Annotated in this window: 30 protein-coding genes and 1 pseudogene; 19 read left to right on the top strand and 12 right to left on the bottom strand. The window is 50.6% G+C overall.

Annotation, left to right across the window (positions count from 1 at the left end):
• The first annotated feature begins 35 nt into the window (after positions 1-35).
• Genes lepA through nagZ form a run of 8 tightly spaced genes read left to right on the top strand, consistent with a single transcriptional unit; the run spans position 36 to position 7,273 of the window.
• Positions 36-1,829 carry a translation elongation factor 4 gene (lepA, locus tag BSZ31_RS12630; RefSeq protein ID WP_105029868.1) on the top strand — a complete coding sequence of 598 codons (1,794 nt, stop codon included), beginning with the start codon at positions 36-38 and terminating at the stop codon, positions 1,827-1,829.
• Between the two features lie 2 nt (positions 1,830-1,831).
• On the top strand, positions 1,832-2,698 hold the full coding sequence (gene lepB / locus BSZ31_RS12635; protein WP_105029040.1) for a signal peptidase I: 867 nt from the start codon (positions 1,832-1,834) through the stop codon (positions 2,696-2,698).
• A 20-nt stretch (positions 2,699-2,718) separates the two neighbouring features.
• Positions 2,719-3,435, top strand: a complete 717-nt coding sequence (rnc, locus tag BSZ31_RS12640) for a ribonuclease III (protein WP_105029041.1) — start codon at positions 2,719-2,721, stop codon at positions 3,433-3,435.
• 1 nt (position 3,436) lies between these two features.
• Positions 3,437-4,333 carry a GTPase Era gene (gene era, locus BSZ31_RS12645; protein WP_008249141.1) on the top strand — a complete coding sequence of 299 codons (897 nt, stop codon included), beginning with the start codon at positions 3,437-3,439 and terminating at the stop codon, positions 4,331-4,333.
• Positions 4,326-5,060, top strand: a complete 735-nt coding sequence (recO, locus tag BSZ31_RS12650; protein ID WP_168426973.1) for a DNA repair protein RecO — start codon at positions 4,326-4,328, stop codon at positions 5,058-5,060. Before era ends, recO begins: the two co-directional genes overlap by 8 nt.
• The gene (locus BSZ31_RS12655; RefSeq protein WP_105029043.1) at positions 5,057-5,797 is read left to right on the top strand and encodes a pyridoxine 5'-phosphate synthase; all 741 of its coding nucleotides are present in this window, start codon (positions 5,057-5,059) and stop codon (positions 5,795-5,797) included. The genes recO and BSZ31_RS12655 overlap by 4 nt, the downstream gene beginning before the upstream one ends.
• Before the next feature lie 24 nt (positions 5,798-5,821).
• Positions 5,822-6,226 carry a holo-ACP synthase gene (acpS, locus tag BSZ31_RS12660; RefSeq protein WP_105029044.1) on the top strand — a complete coding sequence of 135 codons (405 nt, stop codon included), beginning with the start codon at positions 5,822-5,824 and terminating at the stop codon, positions 6,224-6,226.
• Between the two features lie 24 nt (positions 6,227-6,250).
• Positions 6,251-7,273, top strand: coding sequence for a beta-N-acetylhexosaminidase (gene nagZ, locus BSZ31_RS12665; protein WP_105029045.1), 1,023 nt, complete (start codon positions 6,251-6,253; stop codon positions 7,271-7,273).
• Between the two features lie 95 nt (positions 7,274-7,368).
• Here nagZ and BSZ31_RS12670 read toward each other — a convergent pair whose 3' ends face one another.
• The 5 genes and pseudogenes from BSZ31_RS12670 to BSZ31_RS12690 all read right to left on the bottom strand — a co-directional run bounded on the left by BSZ31_RS12670 (position 7,369) and on the right by BSZ31_RS12690 (position 11,263).
• Positions 7,369-8,151, bottom strand: a complete 783-nt coding sequence (locus BSZ31_RS12670) for a peptidylprolyl isomerase (RefSeq protein WP_105029046.1) — start codon at positions 8,149-8,151, stop codon at positions 7,369-7,371.
• A gap of 71 nt (positions 8,152-8,222) precedes the next feature.
• Positions 8,223-8,501, bottom strand: coding sequence for a BolA family transcriptional regulator (locus BSZ31_RS12675; RefSeq protein ID WP_105029047.1), 279 nt, complete (start codon positions 8,499-8,501; stop codon positions 8,223-8,225).
• A 3-nt stretch (positions 8,502-8,504) separates the two neighbouring features.
• Positions 8,505-9,140 carry a septation protein A gene (locus tag BSZ31_RS12680; RefSeq protein ID WP_105029048.1) on the bottom strand — a complete coding sequence of 212 codons (636 nt, stop codon included), beginning with the start codon at positions 9,138-9,140 and terminating at the stop codon, positions 8,505-8,507.
• A gap of 31 nt (positions 9,141-9,171) precedes the next feature.
• Positions 9,172-9,585 carry a peptide-methionine (R)-S-oxide reductase MsrB gene (gene msrB, locus BSZ31_RS12685; RefSeq protein WP_105029869.1) on the bottom strand — a complete coding sequence of 138 codons (414 nt, stop codon included), beginning with the start codon at positions 9,583-9,585 and terminating at the stop codon, positions 9,172-9,174.
• A gap of 17 nt (positions 9,586-9,602) precedes the next feature.
• Positions 9,603-11,263: pseudogene (locus BSZ31_RS12690) on the bottom strand (YdiU family protein).
• Here BSZ31_RS12690 and BSZ31_RS12695 point away from each other — a divergent pair.
• Both BSZ31_RS12695 and BSZ31_RS12700 read left to right on the top strand, forming a co-directional pair.
• A complete protein-coding gene (locus tag BSZ31_RS12695) occupies positions 11,224-12,861 on the top strand; it encodes a 3-(methylthio)propionyl-CoA ligase (protein WP_105029049.1) in 1,638 nt (545 codons plus the stop codon). The pseudogene BSZ31_RS12690 and the gene BSZ31_RS12695 overlap by 40 nt on opposite strands.
• Before the next feature lie 57 nt (positions 12,862-12,918).
• Positions 12,919-13,221, top strand: a complete 303-nt coding sequence (locus BSZ31_RS12700; protein ID WP_105029050.1) for a Dabb family protein — start codon at positions 12,919-12,921, stop codon at positions 13,219-13,221.
• A gap of 12 nt (positions 13,222-13,233) precedes the next feature.
• Here BSZ31_RS12700 and BSZ31_RS12705 read toward each other — a convergent pair whose 3' ends face one another.
• From BSZ31_RS12705 to BSZ31_RS12715, 3 genes are read right to left on the bottom strand one after another with little or no spacing between them, the layout of a single operon-like run.
• Positions 13,234-14,031, bottom strand: a complete 798-nt coding sequence (locus BSZ31_RS12705; protein WP_168426974.1) for an NRDE family protein — start codon at positions 14,029-14,031, stop codon at positions 13,234-13,236.
• An 11-nt stretch (positions 14,032-14,042) separates the two neighbouring features.
• The gene (locus tag BSZ31_RS12710) at positions 14,043-14,360 is read right to left on the bottom strand and encodes a hypothetical protein (RefSeq protein ID WP_105029052.1); all 318 of its coding nucleotides are present in this window, start codon (positions 14,358-14,360) and stop codon (positions 14,043-14,045) included.
• The gene (locus BSZ31_RS12715) at positions 14,357-15,268 is read right to left on the bottom strand and encodes a folate-binding protein YgfZ (RefSeq protein ID WP_168426975.1); all 912 of its coding nucleotides are present in this window, start codon (positions 15,266-15,268) and stop codon (positions 14,357-14,359) included. The genes BSZ31_RS12710 and BSZ31_RS12715 overlap by 4 nt, the downstream gene beginning before the upstream one ends.
• Before the next feature lie 142 nt (positions 15,269-15,410).
• Between BSZ31_RS12715 and mltG the strand changes: the two genes are divergently transcribed.
• The 6 genes from mltG to BSZ31_RS12745 are packed head-to-tail and all read left to right on the top strand — an operon-like array spanning position 15,411 to position 19,980.
• On the top strand, positions 15,411-16,454 hold the full coding sequence (gene mltG / locus BSZ31_RS12720) for an endolytic transglycosylase MltG (protein WP_105029054.1): 1,044 nt from the start codon (positions 15,411-15,413) through the stop codon (positions 16,452-16,454).
• Positions 16,411-17,112, top strand: a complete 702-nt coding sequence (gene tmk / locus BSZ31_RS12725) for a dTMP kinase (RefSeq protein ID WP_206018606.1) — start codon at positions 16,411-16,413, stop codon at positions 17,110-17,112. The genes mltG and tmk overlap by 44 nt, the downstream gene beginning before the upstream one ends.
• Positions 17,109-18,104: a hypothetical protein gene (locus BSZ31_RS12730; RefSeq protein WP_105029055.1), complete on the top strand. Its 996-nt coding sequence runs from the start codon at positions 17,109-17,111 to the stop codon at positions 18,102-18,104. Before tmk ends, BSZ31_RS12730 begins: the two co-directional genes overlap by 4 nt.
• Before the next feature lie 36 nt (positions 18,105-18,140).
• Positions 18,141-18,524 (top strand): PilZ domain-containing protein, encoded by a 384-nt coding sequence (locus tag BSZ31_RS12735; RefSeq protein WP_105029056.1) that lies wholly within the window; start codon positions 18,141-18,143, stop codon positions 18,522-18,524.
• A complete protein-coding gene (locus tag BSZ31_RS12740) occupies positions 18,524-19,309 on the top strand; it encodes a TatD family hydrolase (protein WP_105029057.1) in 786 nt (261 codons plus the stop codon). Before BSZ31_RS12735 ends, BSZ31_RS12740 begins: the two co-directional genes overlap by 1 nt.
• Positions 19,306-19,980: an ankyrin repeat domain-containing protein gene (locus tag BSZ31_RS12745; RefSeq protein WP_105029058.1), complete on the top strand. Its 675-nt coding sequence runs from the start codon at positions 19,306-19,308 to the stop codon at positions 19,978-19,980. Before BSZ31_RS12740 ends, BSZ31_RS12745 begins: the two co-directional genes overlap by 4 nt.
• Positions 19,981-20,025: 45 nt before the next feature.
• Here the strand turns inward: BSZ31_RS12745 and BSZ31_RS12750 are convergent, their stop codons facing one another.
• The 3 genes from BSZ31_RS12750 to BSZ31_RS12755 all read right to left on the bottom strand — a co-directional run bounded on the left by BSZ31_RS12750 (position 20,026) and on the right by BSZ31_RS12755 (position 23,217).
• Positions 20,026-21,651 carry a PAS domain-containing methyl-accepting chemotaxis protein gene (locus BSZ31_RS12750; RefSeq protein ID WP_105029059.1) on the bottom strand — a complete coding sequence of 542 codons (1,626 nt, stop codon included), beginning with the start codon at positions 21,649-21,651 and terminating at the stop codon, positions 20,026-20,028.
• Positions 21,652-21,754: 103 nt separating this feature from the next.
• Positions 21,755-21,889, bottom strand: a complete 135-nt coding sequence (locus BSZ31_RS17625; protein ID WP_008249188.1) for a hypothetical protein — start codon at positions 21,887-21,889, stop codon at positions 21,755-21,757.
• A 323-nt stretch (positions 21,890-22,212) separates the two neighbouring features.
• On the bottom strand, positions 22,213-23,217 hold the full coding sequence (locus BSZ31_RS12755; protein ID WP_105029060.1) for a DNA-binding protein: 1,005 nt from the start codon (positions 23,215-23,217) through the stop codon (positions 22,213-22,215).
• A 125-nt stretch (positions 23,218-23,342) separates the two neighbouring features.
• Between BSZ31_RS12755 and BSZ31_RS12760 the strand changes: the two genes are divergently transcribed.
• Positions 23,343-24,524 carry a tyrosine-type recombinase/integrase gene (locus tag BSZ31_RS12760; RefSeq protein ID WP_105029061.1) on the top strand — a complete coding sequence of 394 codons (1,182 nt, stop codon included), beginning with the start codon at positions 23,343-23,345 and terminating at the stop codon, positions 24,522-24,524.
• Here BSZ31_RS12760 and BSZ31_RS12765 read toward each other — a convergent pair whose 3' ends face one another.
• Positions 24,525-24,731 (bottom strand): helix-turn-helix domain-containing protein, encoded by a 207-nt coding sequence (locus tag BSZ31_RS12765; protein ID WP_105029871.1) that lies wholly within the window; start codon positions 24,729-24,731, stop codon positions 24,525-24,527. It abuts the gene before it with no gap.
• A 182-nt stretch (positions 24,732-24,913) separates the two neighbouring features.
• On the opposite strand from BSZ31_RS12765, the gene BSZ31_RS12770 reads away from it, so the two are divergent.
• Positions 24,914-25,447: a hypothetical protein gene (locus BSZ31_RS12770; RefSeq protein WP_146106688.1), complete on the top strand. Its 534-nt coding sequence runs from the start codon at positions 24,914-24,916 to the stop codon at positions 25,445-25,447.
• The coding region (locus tag BSZ31_RS12775) for a DEAD/DEAH box helicase (RefSeq protein ID WP_168427066.1) at positions 25,444-26,291 on the top strand (848 nt) is incomplete at its 3' end. The genes BSZ31_RS12770 and BSZ31_RS12775, both read left to right, overlap by 4 nt.

Here is a 26,291-nt window from a genome sequence, read left to right on the forward strand (position 1 = left end):
CAGGGGGCCAAGCAGCCCCCTTTTTAATGATGCAAATGCAGCACATACGCAATTTTTCGATCATCGCCCACATTGATCACGGGAAATCCACGCTTGCCGACCGCTTGATTCAGAAATGCGGTGGCTTGAGCGACCGGGAAATGGATTCTCAAGTGCTTGATTCGATGGACATTGAGCGAGAGCGTGGCATCACGATCAAAGCGCAGACCGCCGCGCTCACCTACAAAGCCAAAGACGGCAACACCTATTTGCTCAATTTGATTGACACACCGGGGCACGTTGACTTTTCTTACGAAGTAAGCCGGTCATTGTCAGCCTGCGAGGGCGCTTTGCTGGTTGTTGATGCCTCGCAGGGCGTAGAGGCCCAAACCGTGGCCAATTGCTACACAGCCTTGGATCTGGGTGTTGAAGTATTGCCCGTGTTGAACAAAATTGATTTGCCACAAGCCGACCCTGAAAATGCCAAATCCGAAATTGAAGATGTGATTGGCATTGATGCTTCGGAGGCCATTGCCATTTCCGCAAAAACCGGTCTTGGTGTGGACGAGGTACTGGAGCTGATCGTCAACAAGGTGCCACCTGCTCGCGGCAGTCGCGATGCACCTTTGCAAGCTTTGATCATCGACAGCTGGTTTGACAACTATGTGGGTGTGGTGATGTTGGTCCGCGTGATCAACGGTGTACTCAATCGCAAAGACAAAATCAAGCTGATGGCCACAGGCGACACCTACATTGCCGACGACGTGGGTGTGTTTACGCCCAAGTCGGTTGCGCGTGAATCGCTGTCTGCTGGCGAAGTGGGGTACATCAACGCGGGTATCAAATTGCTTGAGAGTGCCAAGGTTGGCGACACAGTCACCTTGGCTGGCAAGCCTGCTGACAAACCCCTGCCTGGTTTCAAGGAAGTTCAGTCGCAGGTGTTTGCTGGTTTGTTCCCTGTGGAATCAAATCAATACGAGGCCTTGCGTGAGGCTTTGGACAAATTGCGTTTGAACGATGCCGCCCTGAATTACGAGCCCGAAGTGTCTCAGGCTTTGGGCTTTGGTTTCCGTTGCGGGTTCCTGGGCATGTTGCACATGGACATTGTGCAGGAGCGCCTAGAACGCGAATTTGACATGGACTTGATTACCACTGCCCCCACGGTGGTGTATGAAATCAAGCAGCGCGATGGCACCATACTTCGCGTGGACAATCCATCGAAAATGCCTGATCTGAGCCGGGTTGATGAAATTCGTGAACCGATTGTGATTGTGAATTTGTTGATGCCACAAGAGTATGTGGGGTCGGTAATGACGCTGTGCACGGGGAGGCGTGGTACGCAAACCAATATGGTTTACCACGGGCGGCAGGTGCGTATTACATTCGAGATGCCCATGGCCGAGATTGTTCTCGACTTTTTCGACAAACTGAAATCGACTTCGCGTGGCTACGCGTCCATGGACTATTCCTTCAAGGAATACAGGCCGGCAGACATTGTGAAAGTGGACATGTTGATTAACGGTGAGAAAGTGGATGCCTTGTCGATCATGGTTCACCGAAGCAATGCGGTTTACCGTGGCCGTGCAGTGGCAGGCAAAATGCGGGAAATCATTTCTCGTCAAATGTTTGACGTGGCAATTCAAGCGGCGATCGGCGCCAATATTATTGCCCGTGAAACTGTGAAAGCCTTGCGTAAAAACGTGTTGGCCAAGTGTTACGGCGGCGATATTTCACGCAAGAAAAAGCTGTTGGAAAAGCAGAAGGCAGGCAAGAAACGCATGAAGCAGGTCGGTAACGTGGAAATTCCGCAAGAGGCGTTTTTGGCCATTCTCCAAGTGGAAGACAAATAACAATGAATTTTTCCCTGATCCTGTTTTTGCTGGTGTTGTTCACCGGCTTTTTCTATGTGCTTGATGTGTTTGTGTTCAAGCCAAAACGAAAAATGGCAGCAGAGCAAGCCTTGGCTGGTGCAGGGGGCAATGCCAACCTGAATGGTGATGCCGAAAGGCGAATTCGCCAGCAGTACATGAAGCAGCCCTTGTGGCTGGAATACAGTGCGAGCTTCTTTCCGGTCATTTTGTTTGTGTTTGTGTTGCGCTCGTTTGTGGTGGAGCCGTTCAAGATTCCATCTGGATCGATGATTCCAACTTTGCTGATTGGCGACCTTATTCTGGTCAACAAATTCACCTACGGTATTCGCTTGCCAATCGTCGACAAAAAAATCATTCCAATCAATGATCCTCAGCGTGGTGATGTCATGGTGTTTCGTTACCCGCTTGACCCCTCCCTTGATTACATCAAGCGCGTGGTGGGCGTGGGTGGTGACGTGGTGGAATATCGAAACAAGAAGCTGTCGATTAATGGTCAGGTACTGCCAGTGAAAGAACTGGACAAGTACTACGACCCCAATAATTTTTCTTATTCACTGCAATTTCAGGAAACCCTGGGCGGTAAAAAACACCTGGTATTGAATGATGAAGATGCGCCGCCTTACGTGATTGGTGCGCAGTCGTTCAAGAATCGGGACAACTGCAAATACGATGTCACAGGCTTTCGCTGTGTGGTACCGCAGGGGCATTATTTCATGATGGGCGACAACCGGGACAACTCAAGCGACAGCCGTATCTGGGGCTTCGTTTCGGATGAGCAAGTGGTTGGCAAGGCATTTTTGGTGTGGATGAACTTCAATGACTTTTCCCGAATTGGCTTGTTTCATTAAAGCCAGCCTGGAGGTATTGAGTGGATAGTTCAAAGTATTCAAGTCTTGAAGCTGCATTGGGGTACTCGTTCAAAGACCAGGCCTTGCTTCACCTTGCCTTGACACATCGCAGCTACAGCAGCCATCACAACGAGCGTCTGGAATTTCTGGGTGACAGTGTACTGAACTGCGCGGCTTCCATTTTGTTGTTTGAAACGCATCCCGACATGGATGAGGGCAAAATGTCGCGTGTGCGCTCGCATCTGGTCAAACAAGACTGCTTGGCCATGGTGGGTCGCAATCTGTTGCTGGATCAATATTTGTTTCTGGGTGCGGGCGAGCTTCGCAGTGCGAAAACCATCAAGGACAGTATTGTTGCCGATGCACTTGAGGCCCTTTTTGGTGCCATCCTTCTGGATTCAGGCTTTGAGGCAGCACGCGATTGCGTGGTGCGTTTATTGAAGCCCGTGATGCTTGAAACTCCAATCGAGTCCATGGGCAAAGACCCCAAAACCCGCCTGCAGGAATTGCTGCAGGGCAAGCGCATGAAACTGCCCATGTACCGTGTGTTGGTAGAGGGTGGAACCTCGGCCAGTCCCGAGTTCAGTGTGGAATGTGCGGTTGAAGACCTTGAAATTACCAAGGTTGGGCAGGGGCATTCTCGCCGGGTGGCTGAGCAGCACGCCGCGCAAGCGGTGCTTATCGAATTGCTTGAACGGGAGTATTCTGATCCCAATCAAGCCAGCAGGAGGCAATGACATGGCCGAATCAAAATGCGGCGTGATTGCCGTGGTGGGGCGCCCCAATGTGGGCAAGTCCACCCTTATGAATGGAATGATCGGCGAGCATTTGTCGATCACCTCCAGCAAGCCACAAACCACGCGTCACCGGGTGCTCGGTGTAATGACCGAGACCATCAAAGACGTGCCCACCCAGTTTATTTTTGTGGACACCCCCGGCTTTCAAACCAAGCATTCAAATGCCCTGAATAAAACCATGAACCGCGCCGTGCTCACTGCGTTGGCTGACGTGAATGTGATTTTGTGGGTGATAGAACAAGGCAAGTTGACCCCGGCCGACATGAAGGTGCTGGAGTTGTGCCCCAAGGGTGTGCCACTGGTGGCGGTGGTGAACAAAGTGGACTTGCTGGAAAAGAAAGCCGAGATGTTGCCTTTTCTTCAAAAGGTAAGTGGGCAACGTAATTTTGATGCAATTGTGCCGTTGAGTGCGCAGGCCATTAAAAATCTGGATGCGCTAAAAGAAGCAGTGTCAGCCCTGTTGCCCGAGCAACCTTTCTTTTACGACGAAGACACCCTGACGGACCGCCCTGAAAAATTTCTTGCCGCAGAGCGTATTCGGGAGAAGCTGTTTCGCTTGGTGGGCGATGAGTTGCCTTACACCTGCACAGTGGTGATCGATAAATTCGAGATTGAAGAAGGTCGCAGGGTTATTTATGCCTCGATCCTGGTGGATCGCTCTTCCCACAAGGCCATGATTATTGGCAAGGGTGGCGAGAAACTGAAACGAATCGGTTCGGAAGCACGCCAGGACATGGAGCGTTTGTTTGGTGGCAGCGTGCATCTTGAAACCTGGGTGAAAGTGCGCAGTGGTTGGGCGGACAATGCAAGCCTGCTTCAAAGCCTGGGGTATGAATAACACTCGATCCAACACTGATTTTGCCTATGTACTGCACAGTGTGCCGTACAAGGAAACCAGTTTGATTGTTGAGCTGTTTTGCAAGGAACACGGGCGCCTGCCAGTGGTGGCGAAGGGTGCAAAAAGACCGCATTCAGGTTTGCGGGCAGTGTTGGTCAGCTTTCAGCCGCTTTCAGTGCGCTTTACTGGCAAGTCGGAAGTAAAAACCCTGATGCAAGCCGAGTGGCTGGGCGGTTTGATGTCGCCAGATGGCAAAGCATTGTTTGCAGCGTACTATCTGAATGAGCTGCTGATGCGCGGTTTAAGCCGTGAGGACGCGCACCCTGATCTGTTTGAGTTGTATCAGAATACCTTGCTGGGTTTGGCTGGGGGCGATGACATGAATGTGTGTATTCGTCAGTTTGAGGTGGGTTTGCTTCAGTCCCTGGGCTACGGCTTTGATTGGCAACAAGACAGGGCCGGTGTTGCAATTGATCCCGAGCGTCACTACGTGTGGCAAGAGCAGGAAGGCTGGGCTCCCTCAGACGGGGGAAATGTAAACAATTCGACGAACAGCAGCGTTGAACAGCTAGTCCAGGGTCTGTGGATTGCTGAAATTCAGAATGGCATTTGGTCAAAGTCTGCTGCAAGTGCCTTGAAACCAATTACCCGCAAACTGTTGATGACGCACATTGCGCCGAATGGTTTGATGTCTAGAGTCTGGATGGAGCATTTGTTAAGAGCATGATTGAACTCGGTGTAAACATTGATCACGTGGCCACGATCCGCCAGGCCCGCAGAGGGCACGAGCCCGATCCATTGAGGGCCGCATTGCTGGCGGAAGAGTATGGGGCGGACGCCATCACCGTGCATGTTCGCGAGGACAGGCGCCACATGCAGGATGACGATGTACGCCGAATTCGACCTTTGATCAGTACCCGCATGAACTTTGAATGCGCAGTGGTTGAGGAAATGATTCGCCTGGTGGAGAACGTAAAACCTCAGGATGTGTGTTTTGTGCCGGAACGCCGGGAAGAGGTAACCACTGAAGGTGGCCTGGATGTGATTGGTGGTTTTCACCTGATCGCGCCTGCTGTGGCACGCTTGAAAGACCAGGGAATGCGAATTTCGCTGTTCATTGATCCAGACTTGGATCAAATCGAGGCTGCTTTGAAATGTGGCGCAGACGCGATTGAGTTGCACACCGGGCGTTATGCCCACGCGGTGGGATCTGCGGTTGAGCTCGAGCTGTCCAGAATTCGGAAGTCGGCCAATTTCGGTGTGGCCGAGGGGTTGAGGGTAAACGCCGGGCACGGCTTGAACTACGACAATGTGCAGCCCGTGGCCGCAATTGAAACCATTTCAGAGTTGAACATTGGGCACAGCATTGTAGCCAATGCGGTGTTCATGGGTTGGGAAGGCGCAATCAAGAAAATGAAAGAGTTGATGATTTCGGCGAAGTTGGAATCAATTCGGCCACGATAGGCTAAAAATAGGTTTAATTGCCCCATGATAGACGACATCCTAGGTTTGGGTTGTGACATTCTCGAGGTGGGTCGTCTCGAGGGTTTGCTGCGCAAGGGTAGGGATGTTTTTATCAAGCGCGTGCTGACACCCGCCGAGATTGATGAATACGAGCGCCGGTCTGACAAATCGGCAATTCGAGGCACACTGTTTGTTGCAACACGCTATTGCGCCAAGGAGGCCTTTTCAAAGGCCATGGGCACAGGAGTGGGTGCCCAATTTTCGTTTCAGGATTTGTCGGTGTTGAACAGCGATTCCGGGGCACCCGTTTTGGTCTATTCCGAACGCCTTGAGAATTGGTTACAGTCCCGCAGGGCTCAGGCAAAAATTTCCATCAGTGATGAACAGAATTACGTGATGTCAACGGTTATTTTGTATTCAAAACAATAAATTAAATTAAGGAATTCATTCAATATGTTAGGTCCATTCATCATTGGTTTGACGGGTTTGACTTTGTCCAAGGAGGACATTGCACGCATTCAAAACCCGGCCGTTGGCGGACTTATTCTTTTCACAAGAAACTTTGAAAGTAAAGCGCAACTGATTGATTTGGTGGAGTCTATCCGTTTAAATGGGGGTTTGAACAAGCCTGTTTTCGTAGATCATGAAGGTGGTCGCGTGCAGCGTTTTCGGGATGGTTTTACCGCAATTCCCTCGATGCGCCAAATTGGACAACGCGCCGAAACTGATTTTGACGACGCAGTGCTTTTGGCCCGTGAGGCCGGCTTTGTCATGGCTGCCGAATTGCGCGCCTGTGGCATAGACATGAGTTTTGCGCCAGTACTGGACCTGGATTGGGGCAATAGTGAAATTATCGGTGACCGCTCGTTTGGCAAGGACGCCCGAATGGTCTCCCGCCTGTCCTCGGCCTTGATGAATGGCATGGCCCTTGCAGGCATGCAAGCCTGCGGAAAACACTTTCCAGGGCATGGTTGGGTGAGCTTGGACAGCCATTTGGCTTTGCCTCACGACAATCGCTCATTGAATGAAATTTTGAAGGTGGATGCGCTGCCGTATCAATTGAATTCGACCTTGAATATGGCCAGTATCATGCCGGCGCATGTGGTGTATTCCGAGGTGGACCCAATGCCGGCCTGTTTTTCCAGCTTCTGGATTCAAGAAGTATTGAGGGTGAAGTTCAGTTTTGACGGTGCAGTGATCAGCGACGACCTGGACATGGTGGGTGCACACGGTGTGGGGGATATTCGTGCCCGAGCCAGCGCCGCTTTGCAGGCGGGTTGCGATGCAGTACTTGCTTGCAACAACTTTGAAGACATTGACACTTTGGTAAACAACCCGGTACCCGAAGTTCATGAGCACATGGAAGTGCGAAATCGCCGATTGAGTCGCTTGCTGTCAGGGAAATCGCTGAATTGGGAAAGCCTGCGTCAAAGTTATATGTATCAGGCGGCCATCGACAGGATTACCAATGCATGAATAACTTCAGATTGAACTGCTGATGCACGAGTGAATTCGGTAAAAATAAAAAAGCCGCCAGCAAATTAACTGGCGGCTTTTTTTGGATTTATTGCTTATTTTACTTTTGCCCCGGACAACAGCTTGCCTTGATATTCTTCCCACTTGTCATTGATCATTTTCTGTTCAAGTTGTGGGCGAATTTCTTCAAGCTTGGGTGGTGTGGCCTGGCGGGTGTCCGCCAACAGAATAACGTGGTAACCAAACTGGCTTTTCACGGGAGTCTTGGTGTATTCGCCTTTCTTCAGGCTTACCATGGCTTGAGAAAACTCGGGTACAAAGCTGTTGGGGTTGGCCCAGTCCAGGTCACCACCATTGGGCGCTGAGCCAGGATCTTTAGACTTGGCTTTTGCGATGTCTGCAAACTTTCCGCCTTTGCCCAACTGATCGATAATGGCTTTGGCCTCAGCCTCCTGCTCAACCAGAATGTGGCTGGCCCGGAATTCGCTGCCACCCATCATTTTGGCGATTTCTGCGTAAGCTGTCTCAACTTCCTTGTCGGTCAGCTTGGTGTTTTTGTAAAAGTCCTCACGCAGGGCATTGGCCAAAATGGCCTGGTTCATCATTTGCACCTGGTACTTCACTTCTGGGCTGCTTCCCAAACCTTTTTTAACGGCTTCCTGCTTCATCACTTCCTGATTAATCAGTTCTTGACGAATGGTAGCGCGCATTTCCGGTGAGGCTGCCTGGCCGCGCTTCTCCTGCTCGGCCATGATGAAATCAACCAAAGCGCTGGGGATGGACTGGCCATTGACCACGGCGGCATTTTGGGCGTAAACGGGGTTGCCCAGAACCAATACGGCGGCCAGGCAAGTTGCTTTCAGGGTGGTTTTCAACATAACAAAATAACCTTGTGTCTCAGAGAGTTAAAACAATGGGCTTGGCTCGAATCCCGGTGCGCGTCTTCTGTTCAGTTCCCTGTGGAGCCTTCGGTGGAGTCCTCAGTGGAATCTATAGCCAAAGCATGGATTTCTTTTTTCATCCATTCTGCCAAAGCATCATACACGAGACGATGGCGCGCTAATGTTCTTAGCCCATTGAAGCGTGCAGACTTCAGTTTGACCCGGTAGTGCCGCCCGCCAGACTTTGCACCTTCATGGCCTGCATGCAAATGTGATTCATCAACCACTTCGACTTTGGCATTGAGTGCGGTTTCAAGACGCTGTTTGATGTCTTCACTGGTGACCATGCTTTACTTGGCCTCGCTGCTTTGTTCATTGGTTTGCTTCATGTGTTTGGACATGTAAAAACCTTGCCCGAACACGAATATCAGGGTGGCCCCCAAGGAGCCGAACAATTTGAAGTCTACCCACACATCGGTTGAGAACGAGTAGGCAACCACAATATTCAAAACGGCCATAACCACAAAAAAGCCTACCCAAGCCCACAATAAATTGACCCAGACCGGGGCGGGAAGATCAACCTGGCCTTTCATCATCAATTCAATAGGATTGCGCTTGAAGGCGTAGGCGATCAGGAAGCCTGCTGCCATGGCGAGGTAGAGCACAGTTGGCTTCCATTTGATGAAGGTTTCGTTTTGCAAAACCAGTGTGGCGCCACCAAACACAGCGATCAGGATCAGGCCGATCCATTGCATGTTTTCCACTTTTTTACCGGTGGCTTTTTGGTAAACGATTTGCAGCACCGTGGCCAGAATGGCGACTACCGTGGCCAGCAAAATTGGCAATTGCGCAGTTTGCACTTCCGCATTCGAAATGCTGCCCAATATGGGTTCAAGCATGGATTGCGCCTGTTCAGGGTTGCTGCCAGCCCATTTAAAGCTGACAAAGAACAGAACAATCGGTAGAAAATCGAGTAACAGTTTCATGTAGTAATTGTAGTTTGGTTATGCCAGGGCTTTACGCCGATGAGTCAGAGGCAAAGGGCTCGAACGCCAAACTGACCGAGTTGATACAGTAGCGCAGGCCCGTTGGTGCTGGTCCATCTTCGAATACATGCCCCAAATGCGAATCGCATATCTTACAGGTCACTTCGGTTCGAATCATGCCGTAGCTGCGGTCTACGTGTTCTTCAACATTGTCGGGGTTCAATGGCGCAAAGTAGCTGGGCCAGCCGCAGCCGGAATCGAACTTGGTGTCGGATGCGAACAAAGCGGTTCCGCAGCAAATGCAACGGTAAATGCCGGGCTCGTGGTGATCCCAATACTGCCCGGTGAAAGCACGCTCGGTGCCTTTCTTGCGGGTAACTTCGAAGCTGGTGGGCGTGAGTTCTTCGCGCCACTGGGCCTCTGTTTTAACAACTTTTTCAACCATGATCTTGTCTCCGTAATTCATGACGAACAGCTCAGCACCAATGATTTTGCCCAGTCGGGTGGCTGTGCCATGTACTCACTTGGAAGTTGCGCCGCATTGTAGGGGTCAGACAATGCGGTGAACAATCGGTTCACCTCTGTAAATTCGCCTTGCTGCGCCCGCTCAATGGCGTTCTGAAGCAGGTGGTTGCGCAACACGAAGGCAGGGTTGGTCTGATCGAGCTTTTTTTGCCAGGCCAGGATGTCCAGGTTTTGAGGGTTTAATGCCTCTCGCCATTGTTTAAGCCACAGTTTTGCGTTGTTCACCTGTGCCTCGTCTCCCAAAGCCAACGGGAAAAAGGCGCTTTGCTGCCAACTGGCGAAGTTTTCCTCATGGGTAGCACTTGGATTCAGCGCTGAAATTGATCTGAAAAACCGCGTGAAATCGAGTGAATGTTCGTGCATGAATTTCAGTGTGTTCTCAATCAGGCTGTCCACCGCATCGCCTTGCTCGTTGGGCAGGCCCAGTTTGCGCGCAAATAAAGCGCTGTGTTCGGCGTGAAATACATCGGCAAAGCTGTCCAGCAGGTTTTGAAGCGTTTCTTTGCTGTCGGGGATCAGTGGGCTTAATGCTTGAGCCAGTGCATATAAGTTCCAATGGGCGATTCTGGGCTGGTTGCGATAGCTGTAGCGGCCCTGGTGGTCGGAATGGTTGCAGATGTGGTCAATGTCGAAACCATCGATGAAGCCATAGGGGCCATAATCAATGGTCAAACCCAGAAGGCTCATGTTGTCGGTGTTCATCACGCCATGGCAAAAACCCACGGCTTGCCACTGGGCCACCATGCGCGCTGTGCGTGCCACTACTACACTTAAGCACTGAAGCAAACCGGCATGAAAACCGGCTTCGGTATCACCAAGGTCGATTTCAGGATGATGTTGCTCGATGTGCCAGGTCAGCAAGTTTCGCAGAGCCTGGAGCTGGTTGGTGTAGCAAAAAAATTCCACATGGCCAAAGCGCATGAAGCTTTCGCTGACACGACACACAATGGCGGCTGTCTCCGTGGTTTCGCGAAACACCGGGTCCGCACTCGCCGTCAGGCTGAGTGCGCGGGTGGTGGGTATGCCAAGCGCGTGCATGGCCTCTGAGGCAAGATATTCCCGAATAGACGAACGCAACACCGCGCGCCATCGGCATGGCGGGAGTAGGGGGTGGGGCCAGCGCCTTTGAGTTGTAGCTGACGGTATTGTTTGCATTTGCGAATCTCGGCGATCAGCAAGGCGCGGCCGTCGCCAAGCTGTGGCACAAATTGCCCGAACTGGTGCCCGCAATATACGCTGGCTCTGCTTTGATAGCCTGGAAATGGCGTGTTGCCAGAAAGAACATCAATACCCTGTGTGCTGCTCAATTCTTCAGTATTCAAGCCCACTTCGGTGGCCAAGGCGGTGTTGAGGTGAACCAGGCCAGCTTCTGTACGGAGGGGCGTGGCAGGCACCTCGGCAAGATAAGGCGTACCCAAACTTGCGTATTCTTGAACCAAAATAGAATCGTGATTATGAAACAAAGGGCGGTCCTGAAGTATAGTTTCGTTAAACAACCCCACCATTGTAGTCGGGTAAGGCCGAAGAACAAACGTAATAGCTGGAGGAGAGAGCGCAAATGCAAGGTTTGATGATGAACATGCCCCTGTTGATTTCATCGGTGATGGAACACGCAGAGCGGCACCACCCACATGTTGAAATTGTGTCACGCCGCACAGAAGGCGATATTCATCGAACTACCTATGGGGAAGTGGCCAAACGCACCAAGAAACTGGCCAATACCCTGACGAACCTTGGCGTTCAACAAGGCGAAAATATTGCTACATTGGCTTGGAACGGCTATCGCCATGTTGAAATTTACTATGCGGTGTCGGGCATGGGTGCGGTGGTGCACACCTTGAACCCCAGACTGTTCCCTGAGCAACTGGTTTACATCATCAACCACGCGAAAGACACCATGGTGTTTTTCGACAGCACATTTGCGCCATTGATCAAAGCGATTGCGCCAGCATGCCCAACCGTGAAGCGCTGGGTGCAAATGTGCGACGAAGCTGCAATGCCTTCTGAGCCGGCAGTGGCTGGCTGCTTGAACTACGAGGCCTTGATCAAAGACGCCTCCGAGAAATATGTGTGGCCCCAATTGGATGAAAACGCGGCCTCGGGCCTGTGTTACACCTCCGGTACTACCGGCAACCCAAAGGGTGCCTTGTACTCACACCGTTCCACTGTATTGCATGCGATGGCAGCCTGCACACCCGATGCCTTGGGCTTAAGCAGCCGCGATACGATTTTGCCAGTGGTACCTATGTTCCATGTTAACGCTTGGGGCATTCCCTACATTGCGCTGATGACTGGTGCAAAAATGGTGATGCCTGGTGGCGCTTTGGATGGTGCTTCCATTTACGAACTGCTGGAAAGCGAGAAGGTGAATTTCTCGGCTGGCGTGCCCACTGTGTGGCTGGGTTTGTTGAACCATGTGCAACAAAATGGCTTGAAGTTTAATTACTTCAATCGCACTGTAATTGGCGGCTCTGCAGCGCCGGCAGCAATGATTAAAACGCTGAACAGTTTGGGTGTTGAGGTTATTCATGCCTGGGGCATGACTGAACTTTCGCCCCTGGGCACCGTATGCCGTTTGAAAGCACAGCACCTGGATTTGTCGCTGGAAGAAAAGCAGAACATCATGCAAAAGCAGGGCACTGCAATTTTCGGGGTGGACATGAAAATTGTCAGTGACGATGGGGAAGAATTGCCTTGGGATGGCGAGGCTTTCGGCGACTTGCTGGTGCGCGGCCACTGGGTGATCGATAGTTACTTCGGCGGGGAAGGTGCAAAGGCGTTTACCACAGACAAGGATGGCAAGAAATGGTTTGCCACTGGCGACGTGTCCAAGATCAACCGAGAAGGCTTCATGCAGATTACGGATCGCAGTAAAGATGTGATCAAGTCTGGCGGTGAATGGATCAGCTCGATTGATTTGGAAAACGTGGCCATGGCGCACCCGGCGGTGCATGAAGCGGCGGTGATTTCTGTTTACCACCCGAAATGGGATGAACGGCCCTTGCTGGTTGTGGTGCGTAAGCCGGGCGTGGAGGTAAGCAAGCAAGAGTTGCTGGATTTCTATGAAGGCAAAGTTGCCAAATACTGCCTGCCCAACGATGTGGCGTTTGTTGATGAATTGCCGCACACCGCGACTGGTAAAATACAAAAGCTGAAGCTGCGTGAGCAATTCAAAGATTACAAATTACCCAACTAAGGTTACCAACCTAAGGTACCCAACTTGAGATAACCAAACCCAATTTAGAGAAGTTCAATGATCAAGCACATCGTATTTTGGCAGTTGAAAGACGAAGCCCTTGGCAACACCAAGGCCCGCAACATGGAGCTGGTGAAGGAAAAGCTGATGGCTTGCGCCAACATCGTACCCGGCATTGTGGACTTTGAAGTGGGCTTGGGCGGTACCAGCCTTGAGTGCACGTACGACGTGGTGTTGTACTCGACCTTCGAGAACAAGGCCGCGCTGGATGCCTACGCGGTGCACCCCACGCATGAAGCCATTAAAAGCTTTATTGGTGAAGTGCGCACGGCACGGCAGTGCATGGATTACGAAGTCTAAAAACAACTTCGACTAAAGCTTGGGCGACAGGGATATTTCAAACTTCTGTCGCCCGGTTTCATTTCCGGCAGGGTCAAGCGTAATTTCGGTGAAGTGAATGGTGTGGCTGCGATCGAGCAAAATAACTGCGCTTGAGCGAGTGCCGTACGAAGGCGACACAATTTTCACCGCCGACAACATTTTTTCCCATTCATAAGGCACACCCGTGCTGGGCAACTCAGCATCCTCAGCAAGTTCGGTGTTGGCGAGCAAACCCAACAAGGTTTGTTCAAAAGCAGCCTGTGACCTGTGGGTTGTGCAGTTCGTCTCGATCTCTTTTTGCAGCCCTTTTTTCAGCAAGCGCGATTTTGGCCAAGGTGCATTCAAATAACCGTTGGAGAGGCTGTGCAAGCCCGATTGCAATGCGGTGGTGAAATCGAGCCCATTGTTGAGTTTGATGCCCTGGTTGCTGGTGCAGCGAAGGTTCAGGGTTTGCAGGCTGCCGTGAATCAAATTAAAACCTGCAAACTGAAGTGAGTTTGCTTCATCGGGTGCAGTCCCGGTTTGAATTGCATCGAGTACCAACTGACCGCGCGAAGGGGCCGTACCGGGCATATTCAATGTGCTGTTTCTGACATTCGTTAGCAGTGCAAACTCACCATGGCTACCAATTCCAAGCCAGGTGCCACCAGATTGCAGGTCTTTCCCGGCCCAAAGCGAACCATACGAGGTTGGCCAAACCTGCAATGGCGCAGTGGGGCGATTGTGAAATTCATCCCGGTTGGCCAGGCAAATAAAGGGATAGTCAGGGTGTGCGTGAATTGCGAGCACGGCCAGGCACATTACTCTTTCACCCCACTATCAACCTCACTGAACAATTCGATATGGCGGCTGGGCAAACTTGGCAAACCAGCAAAACAAGATTTGGCAAGCAGCTCCAGTGTCTCGATGAATGCTGCGTGACAAGAGGAGTGTTCATGCGCAGGGTGAATCACTTCCATCAAAGTGAAGTAGGGTTTGCCCGCTTCTTCACGTTGAAACAGCTGGCTATGGCCCAAGCCCTGTTCTTTTAAACAAGCTGCCATGTGCCTGGCGCATTGCAAACCCAAGGCAATGTCGGCTTTGGGTATGCGGTAGTAAATGAAAAGCTGGCGCGTCATTCAAATACGCTGCCTTTTTGATGTACATCGTAGGGAGGTGGCTGAACGTTCAACGCAATGGCGCCTGCGTCGTTTTTTACGGTGAAAGTGGCACCGCTTTGCTCGGCATCGTCGACTGGCAGTTCAACCAGCAAATACTGCTGACCATTGAAGTTCACCGCAGTGGCTACGGCACCTGCTGGTTCGTTTTCCTTTCCGGCAAGCCAAACATCCTGCCCTGCAGTAACGGCTAAAGAGCCTGTTGCCGTGGCTTGAAACACGCGCCGCTTCACCTTGCCCAGGTAGTGGCTTCTGGCCACAATTTCCTGGCCGGGGTAGCAACCCTTGCTAAAACTGACACCACCGACCAAGTCGAAATTAATGGCTTGTGGAATAAACATTTCAACAGTGGGTTGTGACACATAAGCAATGCCAAGTTGCTGCAAGGCGAATTCAAAATTGTCGTCGCCATTAACCTCTTGCACCTCTTGCTCGGCTTGCACCTTGCTTGCCACAAGCTGAAAACCGGGTGTTGTGCCGTTTAATACGCGCAGGCTGGCGGTGGCGTTGCCTTGTTCATCCCACTGAACCCGCATGGGCGAGCTTAGCCCCGAACCAGGCAAGAAAGCGAGTTGATAATCCGCTGTGCAATCGCGTACTTTGCATTTGCTGCGCAATACAAACATGCTCAGGCGCTTAACCAAGGCTGCAATGGTTTCTTTGCGGCACACCAAAAACACCAGCTTGCCCTGGCGCAATACGAAAAAGCTACCCAGCAAGCGGCCTTTTGCAGTGCACAGGCCTGCCATGCGCAGTTGGCTTTCAGCCATGCCTGTAACATCGTTGCTGAGTTGTGATTGAAGAAAGGTCACTGCGTCGTCTCCGTCCACGCCAATGACACCCCAACGCGATAAAAACTGTGCAGACATGCTCAAATCCTTAGTAACAAACAAAACAAACAGTGCCGATAAGCGATGGAAAAACTTTCCCGCTATCATGGACGGCAATCTCCACATTGTAGTGGCTTCTGGTAAGGTCTCGCCTTCCAACAACCCAAGGTGAAGCAAAGTCGTGCGCAAAGGTAAAAAAACAAAGAAAACATCTAAAAAAGCGGCGTTTGGCTGGCAATGGTTCAAGCGAATGGTGATCGCCAGTGTTGTCGCACTGTCTGCAATTATTGTGGGCGTTTACTTTGTTTTGAATATGCCAATAGATCGCAGTCAGCCCCGCGTGGATGCGCATGTCAGTTCAGGTTTGGGTGCACGCGCCATTGCCAATGAACTGAACCAGCAGGGCCTGGGTGTAAGCCCCAATCTGTTTGTATTGGCTGCACGGCTAACCGGTAACGCTGGTCAGCTGAAAGCAGGCCGATATGACCTTCCAGAGGGAATCAGTACCTTGGGTTTGGTGGATTACCTGAGCAAAGGGCAGGGGGTGCTAAGCAGCGTGGCCCTGGTGGAAGGGCAAACCGCGCGTGCCTTGTTGGCAAAGTTACGCGCACAGCCCGATTTGATTGATGATTTGCCCGGCATGGACCACCGTGCAATTGCTACAAAATTTGGCCTGGAGGGTGCAAGCCTGGAAGGCTGGATTTACCCGGATACCTACAAGTATTCACCTGGCTCAAAGTTGTCTGAGCTATTGGACAGGGCAGTGCGCCTGCAGCAAGTAGAGCTTGAAAAGGCCTGGGCGCAGCGCGATCCCCAAACACCTTTGAAAACGCCTTACGACGCTTTGAAAATGGCCTCGATAGTGGAGAAAGAAACTGGCTTGGCCAGCGACCGTGGCAAAGTCGCCAGCGTATTTGTAAACCGATTGCGTGTGGGCATGTTGCTGCAAACCGACCCCACAGTAATTTATGGTGTGGGCGAGGCCTTTGATGGCAATTTGACCCGCAAACATCTTCAAACTGACACCCCTTACAACAGCTATACCCGGGCAGGCTTGCCTCCAACACCCATTTCAAACCCCGGCAAGGCTGCTTTGTACGCAGCGGTAAACCCTGACAAAACGCCTTATTTTTATTTTGTGGCCAAGGGTGACGGCGGTAGTTATTTCAGCAAGAATCTGAATGAGCACAACAATGCTGTACGGAAATACCAACTTGGGCGGTGACGGCGAGATGAAAAAGCAGAAGCAAGGTTACCTGATCAGTTTTGAAGGCGTGGACGGCGCGGGAAAGTCGTCGCACATTGCGCGGGTTAAAGCACGCCTTGAAGAATTGGGTTTTGAATGCCTGCAAACCCGTGAGCCTGGTGGAACACCCGTGGGTGAGGCCATTCGGGAACTGGTGTTGCACCATGATATGGACGTGAACACCGAGTTGCTGCTGATGTACGCAGCACGCCGACAACACATGGTTGAAACCATTCAGCCCGCCCTGGATCGCGGTGTGTGGGTTATTACTGACCGGTTTGAAGACAGTAGTTTCGCTTACCAGGCCGGGGCGGGCGGTGCCAGTTGGGAAGACTGCCAACAATTGAGCAAGTGGGCCTTGCAGGGGTTCGAGCCCACATTGACCTTTTTGTTTGATTTACCCATTGCCGTATCGCAAAGCCGCATTCAGGGCAGGGCGGGCGCTAGCGACAAATTTGAAGAAAAACCGACGAGTTATTTTGAAGCAGTGCGCGCGGGTTTTATCAAACGCTCGCAGTTGAACCCACGCCGAATTCGGCTGATCGACGCCCAGCCTCCTGAAGCGGAAGTGGGTGAAACCGTGTTGGTTGAACTCGACAAGTTCATGCGGACCCATTTAAACCTGGGTTTGGCATGAGCACCGCCAGCTGGTTGTTGCGCGCCCGGGCGCAGTTGGGCAGTTTGATGCAAGCCACCACGGCGCCGATTTTGGTGCATGGTCACCAGCCCAAAGGGCTTTACGAGTTGGTGGGTCAGCACCTAGCCGAATTGCTTTGCGAGACCCCAGCTGGCAACAAGCCTTGCCTGCAATGTCCAGGGTGCCACATGCGTGTGGCGGGCAATCACCCGGATTTGCGCTATTTGATGCCACAAGCCGTTGCGCTTGAACTGGGTTTCAATGTGGACGTAAAAACGGGTGTTAAACCCAGCCAAGACATTCGAATTGATGACGTGCGGGACCTGCAAAACTATTTCAACACCGCATCCAGCCGTGGCGCTTCCCGCTACGTGGTGGTTTATCCATTTGACAACATGAACGCCAACACGGCCAATGCGCTGCTAAAAACGCTGGAAGAGCCAGCCAATGGTCTTCGGTTTGTGCTGGTGGGCAGTCGTGTAGACAAACTGCTGCCCACCATTCGTTCGCGCTGCCAGGAATTAACCATGCCCATGCCCGCTATTTCTGAATGCCTGGCCTGGCTGGAGACGCAAGGTGTGCAGCAGCCAGATGTGGCTTTGGGTGTAGCCATGAACGATCCTTTTGAGGCACTCAGTCTGGCACAAACAGCAACAGACCAACTTGATTTGCGCAAGAAGTTTCTGGAGTGGCTTGCCAACCCTGACCAGCACGCCAACCCGCCAGCCGGGCTTGAAAAAGTGGGTTTGCCCACGGTGCTTGAGCTGGCCATGCGCTTGTGTAGTGACTGTGTTGCACAAGCCCATGGCTTGAAAGCCACCAATTTTCCCTGGTTGTCACCCAAACTCATGTGGGTGAAATCGATTGGCATTGAGCGTTTCAGCCAGCTTTATCAAAATTTACAGAAAGAATTTCGCCTGGCAAATCACCCTATTAACCCCCGTTTGGCGCTAGAGTATGTGGGGCAACAGTGGCAAAATTTAACGAAATAATTCATTGAAGAATTCCCTTTTCGGACAGCACACGCCATGACCAGTAACTTGATGAATAACCCGCGCAGCAACAAGGAAGCCAGCCGCCCATGGATGCTTTCTTTGACCTTGGGTGACAAAAATACGGCAGCCAATCTGTACATGCCTTTCATCAAAGGCGGTGGTGTGTTCGTGGAAAGTGACAAGGAATACAATTTGGGCGATCCGGTTTTCGTGTTGCTGACTGTGGGTGAGGAAGCCAAAAAGTTTCCCATCAATGGCAAAGTGGTGTGGATTTGTGGTGCAAATGCGCGTGGTGACAAAGCTCAGGGCATTGGTGTGCAGTTCCCGAAAGACGACAGTGGGGAAGGCGTGCGGGTGGCAATCGAGCAAATGATTGGTAAAATGCAAAATTCCATGAAAAAAACAGCAACCTTGTAGTGTTTACTGATTCACATTGTCATCTTGATTTTCCCGGTCTGGTCGAGCAGCTCCCAGACATTCTGAGTCGAATGCAGGCAGCGCAGGTGAGCCGCGCACTGTGTATTTCTGTTCAACTTGAAGATTTCCCCAATGTGCTGGCGCTGGCCGAAAACCACGAGCAATTGTGGGCCACCGCAGGCGTGCATCCTGATTACGAAGACATAACCGAACCCACTGTTGAAAAACTGCTGGAACTGGCCGATCACCCCAAGGTAATTGGCATTGGCGAAACAGGTCTGGATTACTTTCGCCTGAAAGGCGATTTGCACTGGCAACGTGAACGTTTCAGGGTGCACTTGCGCGCAGCCAATGTGTGTAAAAAGCCCGTGATCGTGCATACGCGCGCCGCAGGTGATGACACCTTGAAAATTCTTGCTGACGAAAATGTACAAGGCTGTGGTGGCATTATTCACTGCTTCACCGAATCCCTCGATTTCGCGCGTAAAGCGCTAGATTTGGGCATGTATTTGTCATTTTCGGGCATTGTCAGTTTCAAGAATGCAGCCGACCTTCGCGAGGTGGCCAAGTTTGCACCTATGGATCGAATCCTGATCGAGACCGATTCGCCTTACCTTGCACCCGTTCCGCACCGTGGCAAAACCAATGAGCCAAGCTTTGTACCGCATGTGGCCAAAGTGATTGCGCAAGAAAAGGGTGTTGGGGTGGAAGAAATTGGCATTAAAACATCGGCCAACTTTGATCGTTTGTTTGGATTTGCACAAACCGGAGTGGCCGCAGTTTGAAGCGGCGTGTATTTGTAAGCAGCCTGCTTTTGTTGGCCATGCCAGCTGTTTCCCAGGCAGGTGCTTTCGAAGACTTTTTCGTGGCAATCAAGTTTGACGATGAATACCGTTTGAAATCGTTGTTGCTTAGGGGCATGGACCCCAACACAGTGAACGAACAAGGCTTTCCAGCCATCGTTTTCGGCATGATGCAAGACTCGCCCAATGCGGTGCGGGTGTTGCTGTCTTCTGGCAAATTGAACCCCAACCAGGCCGATCGCCGCGGCGAAACCCCACTGATGGTGGCTTGTACACTGAACAAGCCCGAGTGGGTTGCTGCTTTGCTGGAAAAAGGCGCGAAGCAGGGCGGTGATGGTCAGTGGACGGCGTTGCACAATGCGGCAGCGTCGGGCTCGCTTGAGTCCATTGAATTGTTGGCAAAGTCGGGGGTGAAAATTGATGTGCTGTCCCCGAATGACACCACGCCTTTGATGATGGCTGCACGCGAGGGCAGGGAGGCTGCCGTTCGAATGCTCCTGAAGTTGGGAGCCAACCCAGCCTTGAAAAACCAGGCTGGTTATAACGCGGCAGGTTATGCCATGAAAGCGAATCGAAAAGAATTGGCTTTCGAAATCATGAAAAAAGAAAGGGCGCTGAGAACAGCGCCCTTGAAGCCTAACAAGACGAACTAATGCATTCGCCTGATTGACGGGTGAAAGTGGCTGGTTGGAAAGTGCCTAAAGGCTTGCCTCAAAATGTTTAACCAAGGTGCGCAAGTCGCCCGAAGTTGAGGCCAGCTGCTTTGCGGCGCTGTCCAAATCGTTAATCGCAGCCACGTTGCTCTCGGTCAGGGCACTCATGCGCTCCATGCTGTTGGCCACTTCAAGCGAGGCCTGTGACTGCTGTTCCAGCATGGCTGAAATGTCCTTGGCTGATTGGGCAACACCACGACTGGCCACCTTGATGGCTTGCAGGCTTTCGCCCGCTTCCAGAATCAGGGTGGTGCCAATATTGACCTCCTCGACAGCCCGGCCCATGGTTTCAAGGCCCTTGTTCGTGCCGCTTTGAACTTCTTGCACTGTGGCTGAAATTTCCGTGGTCGATTGTCGAGTCATTTCAGCAAGTTTGCGCACTTCGTCGGCCACCACAGCGAATCCGCGGCCTGATTCACCGGCTCTGGCCGCCTCAATGGCAGCATTCAGTGCCAGCAGGTTGGTTTTCTCGGCAATCTCGGTAATGGTGCGGGTTACGTTGCTGATTTTCACCACAGCGCGGTTCAATTCTTCAATGTTCTGTTTTGCATCCTGTACAACCTGCGCCACTTTCTGAGTAGCTTGGGTGGACTTGTCCATGCTTTGTGCGCCCGTGTCCACTACATCCATGGCGTTTTTGGCATGCGCCGAACTCTTGCCCGTGGCTTCAGAAATTTCCGAAACAGACACCGAGAGTTCCTCCAGCGCCGAAGCAACACCGTTGATGCCGTCGGACTGCTGTCTCGAGCGGTTCATCAAATTAATGGCCAACTGGCTGAGGTGCTCCGCATTGTTTTTTACTTCCGATGAACTTGAAATGACGTCTGCAATAATGGCGCGCAGGTTCACTTGCATGCTCTTGAAAGCGGTGTGCACCTTGTTGAATTCGCGTGTGCTGGACTCTGGAATTTCATGCTTGAAATTGCCTTCTGCCAAGGCACGCATAGCCTGCAGCATCGAGTTGTTGGTGTGTTCGACACGGCCTTTCAACCACATCAGCCCGAGGGCCGCGGCTACAAATGATGCTGCGGCGCTGCCATAGCTGAGGGCAGGGATGTTGAGCATGGAAAGCAGGGCGATGATTACTGGTAAAAAGCCAGCAATGGCCAAATCAACAACAAATGGGCGCCCTTTTGCAGGCTTTGTGAATGGAAAGCTGGCGCTGCCGGCGTTGATTGCCTTGTACAAGGCCTCGGCTTCCCTTTTTTGGGTGTCGCTGGGCTTGGAGCGCACCGACATGTAACCAATTTTTTCCCCGTTTTGCGTCAGCGGTGTGACGTAAGCATCAACCCAATAGTAGCCACCGTCCTTGCAGCGGTTCTTCACCAGACCTTTCCATGGTTCATCCCGGCGCGCGGTGTCCCAAAGGTCTTTGAATGCGTCGCGAGGCATGTCGGGGTGGCGAACCACGTTGTGAGGCTGACCCAGCAGCTCTTCAAGTGTAAAACCGGAAATTTCGACAAAGGCAGGGTTGGCGTAGGTAATGCGACCTTTCAAATCTGTTTTGGTCACAATTGGAATTCGGGGGTCCAGCAGGCGCTCTACAGCGGTTGTAGGGGCGGCCATTCTGGCATTGCGGCCTTTGAGATCGTTTTGGGCAGTTGTAGACATGAAGGTTCCATACCGTAAGGGTCGAATTACCTTTACATCATACGAACACTGAGGTTTGATGAAGACCCGCAACAAGGGCCCAAATCAACCTCAATTTGGGGGTTTACATGTTTTGGCCAACCACAATTACTTTGGATTGAAAGCCCTGGATAATGTCCTGACCAGCAGCAACAGCTTCGATGGGCCAGTCGGGATACACGGCGCAAACCACAAAAGCGAAGAACATGAATTTGTACATAAGAATAGCCTCAGATAAAAGTGAACCAACCTATGTACTTTTTCGGCGATTACTGACCGGAGAGCATCGCCAGTATTGGTGGGGGTCACTCTGGGTAACCCTTTTTATGTTGAATCTATTTGTCGCATAATTTGTATTATGTAAACTTATATATTTTTGCAAGTTCTCCTACAGAAGCAAGGCGACTGTTCTATTAAAGTTGTAACGATTTTTTGCCTAAATTTGTAAAGTGATGTACTTTTCGCTTAATTTTGTAAAGAAGCATTACTTCTAGGCAACATTCCAGACTACTCCAACCGCCAAATCTATGCAAACTTTAGAAATCAATCATGAATCTGCTTCATGGTTTTCCTGCGGCTATTTTTTGGATATGTGATGTTCTGTTTTGCACTGAGTTGTTCTAGTTGAGCTTTAAGCTGGCCGTTTAGCCTGGTTTGTTCTTCATAGCTGATGCGGATCGTTTGAAGATCTGCGGTGGTCATTTCAAGTTTTGTCTTTGCTGCGCTTAAATCTCGCCTAGATTCTTCAAGCTCCGATGCGAGTTCAAGGAGTTTGTTGTCCCGTTGTCTTAATTCATCCTCTCGGAGTTTCAGGGCGTTCGTGGCATCCTTGATTGCTTTATTTGCTGCTTGTCGTTCTCTTTCAATCTCCATTAATGCCCGGTTTTCGTGGTCTTTCAATCTGGCTAATCCCTGTTCGTGCTCCTGTGACATTCTTTGGCTTTCAGCGATAAAGTCGTGCCTGGCTTTATCAAGTTGTTTTTTCAACTCCTCGCACTGATCTGTGGCAATTGCGAGCCGGTTCGATGCCAGCGAAAGTTTGGTTTGACTCTCACCAATCTCCTTTTGCAGCTTCGATATATGGACGTCTTTCTCAGCCACGATTTGCTCCATTTCATCGATGCGAGACTCCAAAGCTTGATTTTTGTTGTCCAGTTGTTCGATCTGCTGAGTGAAGCGATTTAATTCCCTTTGGTGCTGTTCATTTTGTTCACCAGCGGTTGCGGAGCTAATTTGGGAGGCGTGTCGCCAAGTCTCCTTTAGCGCTTCTGTGAACATCGTTTTCAGCGATTCTGGCATTTCTGGAATTTCCAGTTCTATTCTGCCCTTCTCTCTTTGCTGTGCTAAAAATTCCTGTATTGCTTTACCAGGCGTCGTCATGCTTCCTTTCCTAACCAACGCATAAAGTTTGGTTGGTGTCGGCATTATCCCATGTTGAAAAAAAAGGATTTCACATGTTTTCTTATAAATTTCCAGTGTGGGTAAGCCTTGACTCATCATTTCAAGGATTTGCTGGCGTATTTCATTGTCAGAGTCTAAATCTTTCATTTGCTTAGTAAGAGGTCAAGTAATTCTTGCATATTATTACATAATACGTATTTATGTTACTTATTTCTTGAGTGTGTTTGACATTACACTTATAATGTCAATGTATTTGTTCATCCGAGGTTGTTTTGAGTTTTGAGCTCATTCCCAGTGCGTTTTCAAAGAATCCAGCATTCCAAATCAGTGCGTTTGATGGTTCTACTGGAGTAAATCGCGCCTCCGGTCCGCGTCAAATCGCTGCAAACCGGGATGTAGATGCTATTTCTGCATGGCTAATGCAATTTCAAACCTCAAAAAGTACATTTGACAGTTATCGCAAGGAGGCCGAGCGGCTACTGTTGTGGTCCGTTTTGCAGCTATCAAAACCACTTTCCTCGCTGGTTTATGAAGATCTACAGCTCTACAGGCAGTTCTTGTTAGATCCGCAACCCGCTGACTTTTGGGTGTCTTCACCAGGGCGTCGATTCGGACGCAACGATTCCCGTTGGCGACCCTTTGCGGGGCCTTTGTCAGCAAGTAGTCAAAGGCAGACTTTGGTAATCCTTAATTCGATGTTTAGTTGGATGGTTGAGTCCGGCTATTTGTTGGGTAACCCGCTTGCCTTGGGCAAGCGCAGATCGTCGAGTTCGCCGAAAACTGTCACACGCTATCTTGATCCTAATCTATGGCTTGAGGTGAAGGCTTTTATTCTTGAATTGAGATCAACTGACCTGCCCAGGTACCATCGCTTGCGGTGGTTATTTTCACTGTTTTACCTAGGTGGTTTGCGGATTTCAGAGGTTTCACAGGGTTGTATGGGGGATTTTTATTTCCGAAGAGCCCCAGACGGCAAAGAATTGTGGTGGCTACGGGTTATCGGTAAAGGCAATAAAGAGAGACAAATTCCTATTTCAGTAGAGTTTCTTGATGAGTTGTTGCTGTATCGATCTTATGTTCAGGTGTCTGGTCTTCCGAGTGTAGGGGAGCAAGTTCCGCTGTTTGGTTCAGCCCGGAATTTTCGCATTAGGGTTGGTAGATCTTCCATACATGGGACTGTGACTGATTTGTTTGCAGATGTTGCGGCCAAATTGCGTATGCAAGGAGATATGCACGCTTTACGACGTGCATCGCAGCTTGAATTGGCCTCAGCCCACTGGCTTCGCCATACCGCTGGCTCTCACATGGCAAATTCAGGCGTTGATTTGAGAGTGATTCGGGACAATATGGGGCATGCATCAATCAGCACAACCTCTATTTATCTGCACACCGACGATGATCAGCGTCATGCCGATACTTCAACGGCTCACCGCGTTTCTTGGTCAAATTCATGACTACGGCAACAACTCTTTGATGTCGCATTCGAGGGTGGCTGCGAGTTTGTAGGCTTTTTCAAGGGTGATGCGCACCTCTCCCCTTTCAATCCTTCCCATGTAGCTGCGATCAATTTCCGCTCTCAGCGCCAATTCATCTTGAGAAAGTCCCCTTAGTTTTCGTGCTGCTCGTACTTTGTTGCCGAATATTTTTGCCACGTCTTGCATAGTTGCCTCTCTAGAGGCAAGAACTATCCAAATTTGCGGCTTTAATAGCCACGGATTATAATCCGTCTTTTCTAAAAACCCCTTTTTTTCAATTGCTATTAGCAAGGGGGAAATGACACCGATGGAGCATCATGACAAGAAGTCTTTCACCCGAGTTTTATTCAGTTCTGATTGAGGGGAATTTGAACAATTTCACAGTCATGGAATTGAGAGACGCGATCATTCGTGAATGTAAAGATGAAACAGATATGACCTTGCGTGACCATCACAAACGTGCGTATCGTGTGGTTCTAAGGCTTCTAACCGCAGGTTTGCTTGAAAAAAGCAAAGACATTTCTGAATTTGCTCGCTACAAGAAAACCCCTCTTTTTGTAGCCTCAGTGTTTAAGCAAAGAGTGACAGTTGAGCGGGGGCCCAAACAGCCCAGGCAACCCAATCAGCCCACGCAAGTCGAGCATGGGGCTCCCAGTTTGCCGGTCAAAGATACTTGCATTCGAGACGAATTGGATCAATTGGTAAAAACTTATCAGGTCGATTTGCTGTCTTCGATCGGTGAATCCGAGGAGTATCTGCGCTTGCACCAAACCTATCCGCAGCTTAAAGCCAAGCTCGAGCCTCATTACCTTAAGTCCAGGGATGTCATTTCAAAAATACTCGGAAAGATTCGCGCCATTGAAAGCGTGCTTGCTGGCATGCCGAAAGATCCCGTTTTATGAAGCTGCGTCGATGGCAATCCAACTGTCTTACGGGTGCTTTGAACTGGTTCAAAACTCAGTCACATTTCATGTGCTTGGCAACGCCTGGGTCGGGTAAAACCCGGCTATCCGCAGAACTGGCTAAAAGTCTGCTCCAAGCAAATAAAATCGATTTTGTATTTACCTTTGCACCATCAATTGAAGTTGCACAAAACACCTCAAATACTTTCACCAAAGTGCTTGGACGTCGATTTGATGGGCAAATTGGTGCAATAGGCGGCGCTTACACTTACCAAAGTTTGTTATTCATTCAAGCGGATTTTTGGCAGATATTCGATTCCCATCGTGTTTTAGTGGTCTTGGATGAGGTTCATCATTGTGCTGGCAGTGATCTTTCAAACTCAAATTCTTGGGGGGAACAGGTTTTGCTGCGAATTCAAAGTAAAGCCACTTTCAGTATTGCACTTAGTGGTACGCCTTGGCGAAGTGATGACTTGCCAATCGTACTTGCCAAATACACTGATCCTGAAGGCAAGGTTCGCTGTGATTATGAGTATGGTTTGGCCGAGGCAATCCATGATGGAGTTTGCCGAAATCCAAAGCTGGTCCTCATTGATCACGATCGTATTCTCTTGAGGAATCTACAAAGCGAAATCCAGTCGTTCGAATCCTTTGCCGAGTTACTGAGCTCGAATGGCATTACGTATGACCAACTCATTCAAAATCCTCAGGCTGTTCATTTCATGCTGAATCGTGGGTGTCAAAAACTTAAGGAAATTCGCCTAAAAAACCCCAATGCGGCTGGTCTTGTTGTGGCTCGATCGGTTGAGCATGCACACGTTATAGCCGCTGAGCTTTCAAGTAC

Origin of the sequence: Limnobacter sp. SAORIC-690, from assembly GCF_002954425.1 — a bacterium.
Classification (GTDB): domain Bacteria; phylum Pseudomonadota; class Gammaproteobacteria; order Burkholderiales; family Burkholderiaceae_B; genus Limnobacter; species Limnobacter profundi.

Excerpts from the sequence above, each read along its gene's own strand:
- lepA (WP_105029868.1), top strand. The coding sequence starts at position 36 with ATGCAGCACATACGCAATTTTTCGATCATCGCCCACATTGATCACGGG.
- lepB (WP_105029040.1), top strand. The coding sequence starts at position 1,832 with ATGAATTTTTCCCTGATCCTGTTTTTGCTGGTGTTGTTCACCGGCTTT.
- era (WP_008249141.1), top strand. The coding sequence starts at position 3,437 with ATGGCCGAATCAAAATGCGGCGTGATTGCCGTGGTGGGGCGCCCCAAT.
- recO (WP_168426973.1), top strand. The coding sequence starts at position 4,326 with ATGAATAACACTCGATCCAACACTGATTTTGCCTATGTACTGCACAGT.
- BSZ31_RS12655 (WP_105029043.1), top strand. The coding sequence starts at position 5,057 with ATGATTGAACTCGGTGTAAACATTGATCACGTGGCCACGATCCGCCAG.
- acpS (WP_105029044.1), top strand. The coding sequence starts at position 5,822 with ATGATAGACGACATCCTAGGTTTGGGTTGTGACATTCTCGAGGTGGGT.
- nagZ (WP_105029045.1), top strand. The coding sequence starts at position 6,251 with ATGTTAGGTCCATTCATCATTGGTTTGACGGGTTTGACTTTGTCCAAG.
- BSZ31_RS12670 (WP_105029046.1), bottom strand. The coding sequence starts at position 8,151 with ATGTTGAAAACCACCCTGAAAGCAACTTGCCTGGCCGCCGTATTGGTT.
- BSZ31_RS12675 (WP_105029047.1), bottom strand. The coding sequence starts at position 8,501 with ATGGTCACCAGTGAAGACATCAAACAGCGTCTTGAAACCGCACTCAAT.
- BSZ31_RS12680 (WP_105029048.1), bottom strand. The coding sequence starts at position 9,140 with ATGAAACTGTTACTCGATTTTCTACCGATTGTTCTGTTCTTTGTCAGC.
- msrB (WP_105029869.1), bottom strand. The coding sequence starts at position 9,585 with ATGGTTGAAAAAGTTGTTAAAACAGAGGCCCAGTGGCGCGAAGAACTC.
- BSZ31_RS12695 (WP_105029049.1), top strand. The coding sequence starts at position 11,224 with ATGCAAGGTTTGATGATGAACATGCCCCTGTTGATTTCATCGGTGATG.
- BSZ31_RS12700 (WP_105029050.1), top strand. The coding sequence starts at position 12,919 with ATGATCAAGCACATCGTATTTTGGCAGTTGAAAGACGAAGCCCTTGGC.
- BSZ31_RS12710 (WP_105029052.1), bottom strand. The coding sequence starts at position 14,360 with ATGACGCGCCAGCTTTTCATTTACTACCGCATACCCAAAGCCGACATT.
- BSZ31_RS12715 (WP_168426975.1), bottom strand. The coding sequence starts at position 15,268 with ATGTCTGCACAGTTTTTATCGCGTTGGGGTGTCATTGGCGTGGACGGA.
- tmk (WP_206018606.1), top strand. The coding sequence starts at position 16,411 with ATGAGCACAACAATGCTGTACGGAAATACCAACTTGGGCGGTGACGGC.
- BSZ31_RS12730 (WP_105029055.1), top strand. The coding sequence starts at position 17,109 with ATGAGCACCGCCAGCTGGTTGTTGCGCGCCCGGGCGCAGTTGGGCAGT.
- BSZ31_RS12735 (WP_105029056.1), top strand. The coding sequence starts at position 18,141 with ATGACCAGTAACTTGATGAATAACCCGCGCAGCAACAAGGAAGCCAGC.
- BSZ31_RS12750 (WP_105029059.1), bottom strand. The coding sequence starts at position 21,651 with ATGTCTACAACTGCCCAAAACGATCTCAAAGGCCGCAATGCCAGAATG.
- BSZ31_RS17625 (WP_008249188.1), bottom strand. The coding sequence starts at position 21,889 with ATGTACAAATTCATGTTCTTCGCTTTTGTGGTTTGCGCCGTGTATCCC.
- BSZ31_RS12755 (WP_105029060.1), bottom strand. The coding sequence starts at position 23,217 with ATGAAAGATTTAGACTCTGACAATGAAATACGCCAGCAAATCCTTGAA.
- BSZ31_RS12765 (WP_105029871.1), bottom strand. The coding sequence starts at position 24,731 with ATGCAAGACGTGGCAAAAATATTCGGCAACAAAGTACGAGCAGCACGA.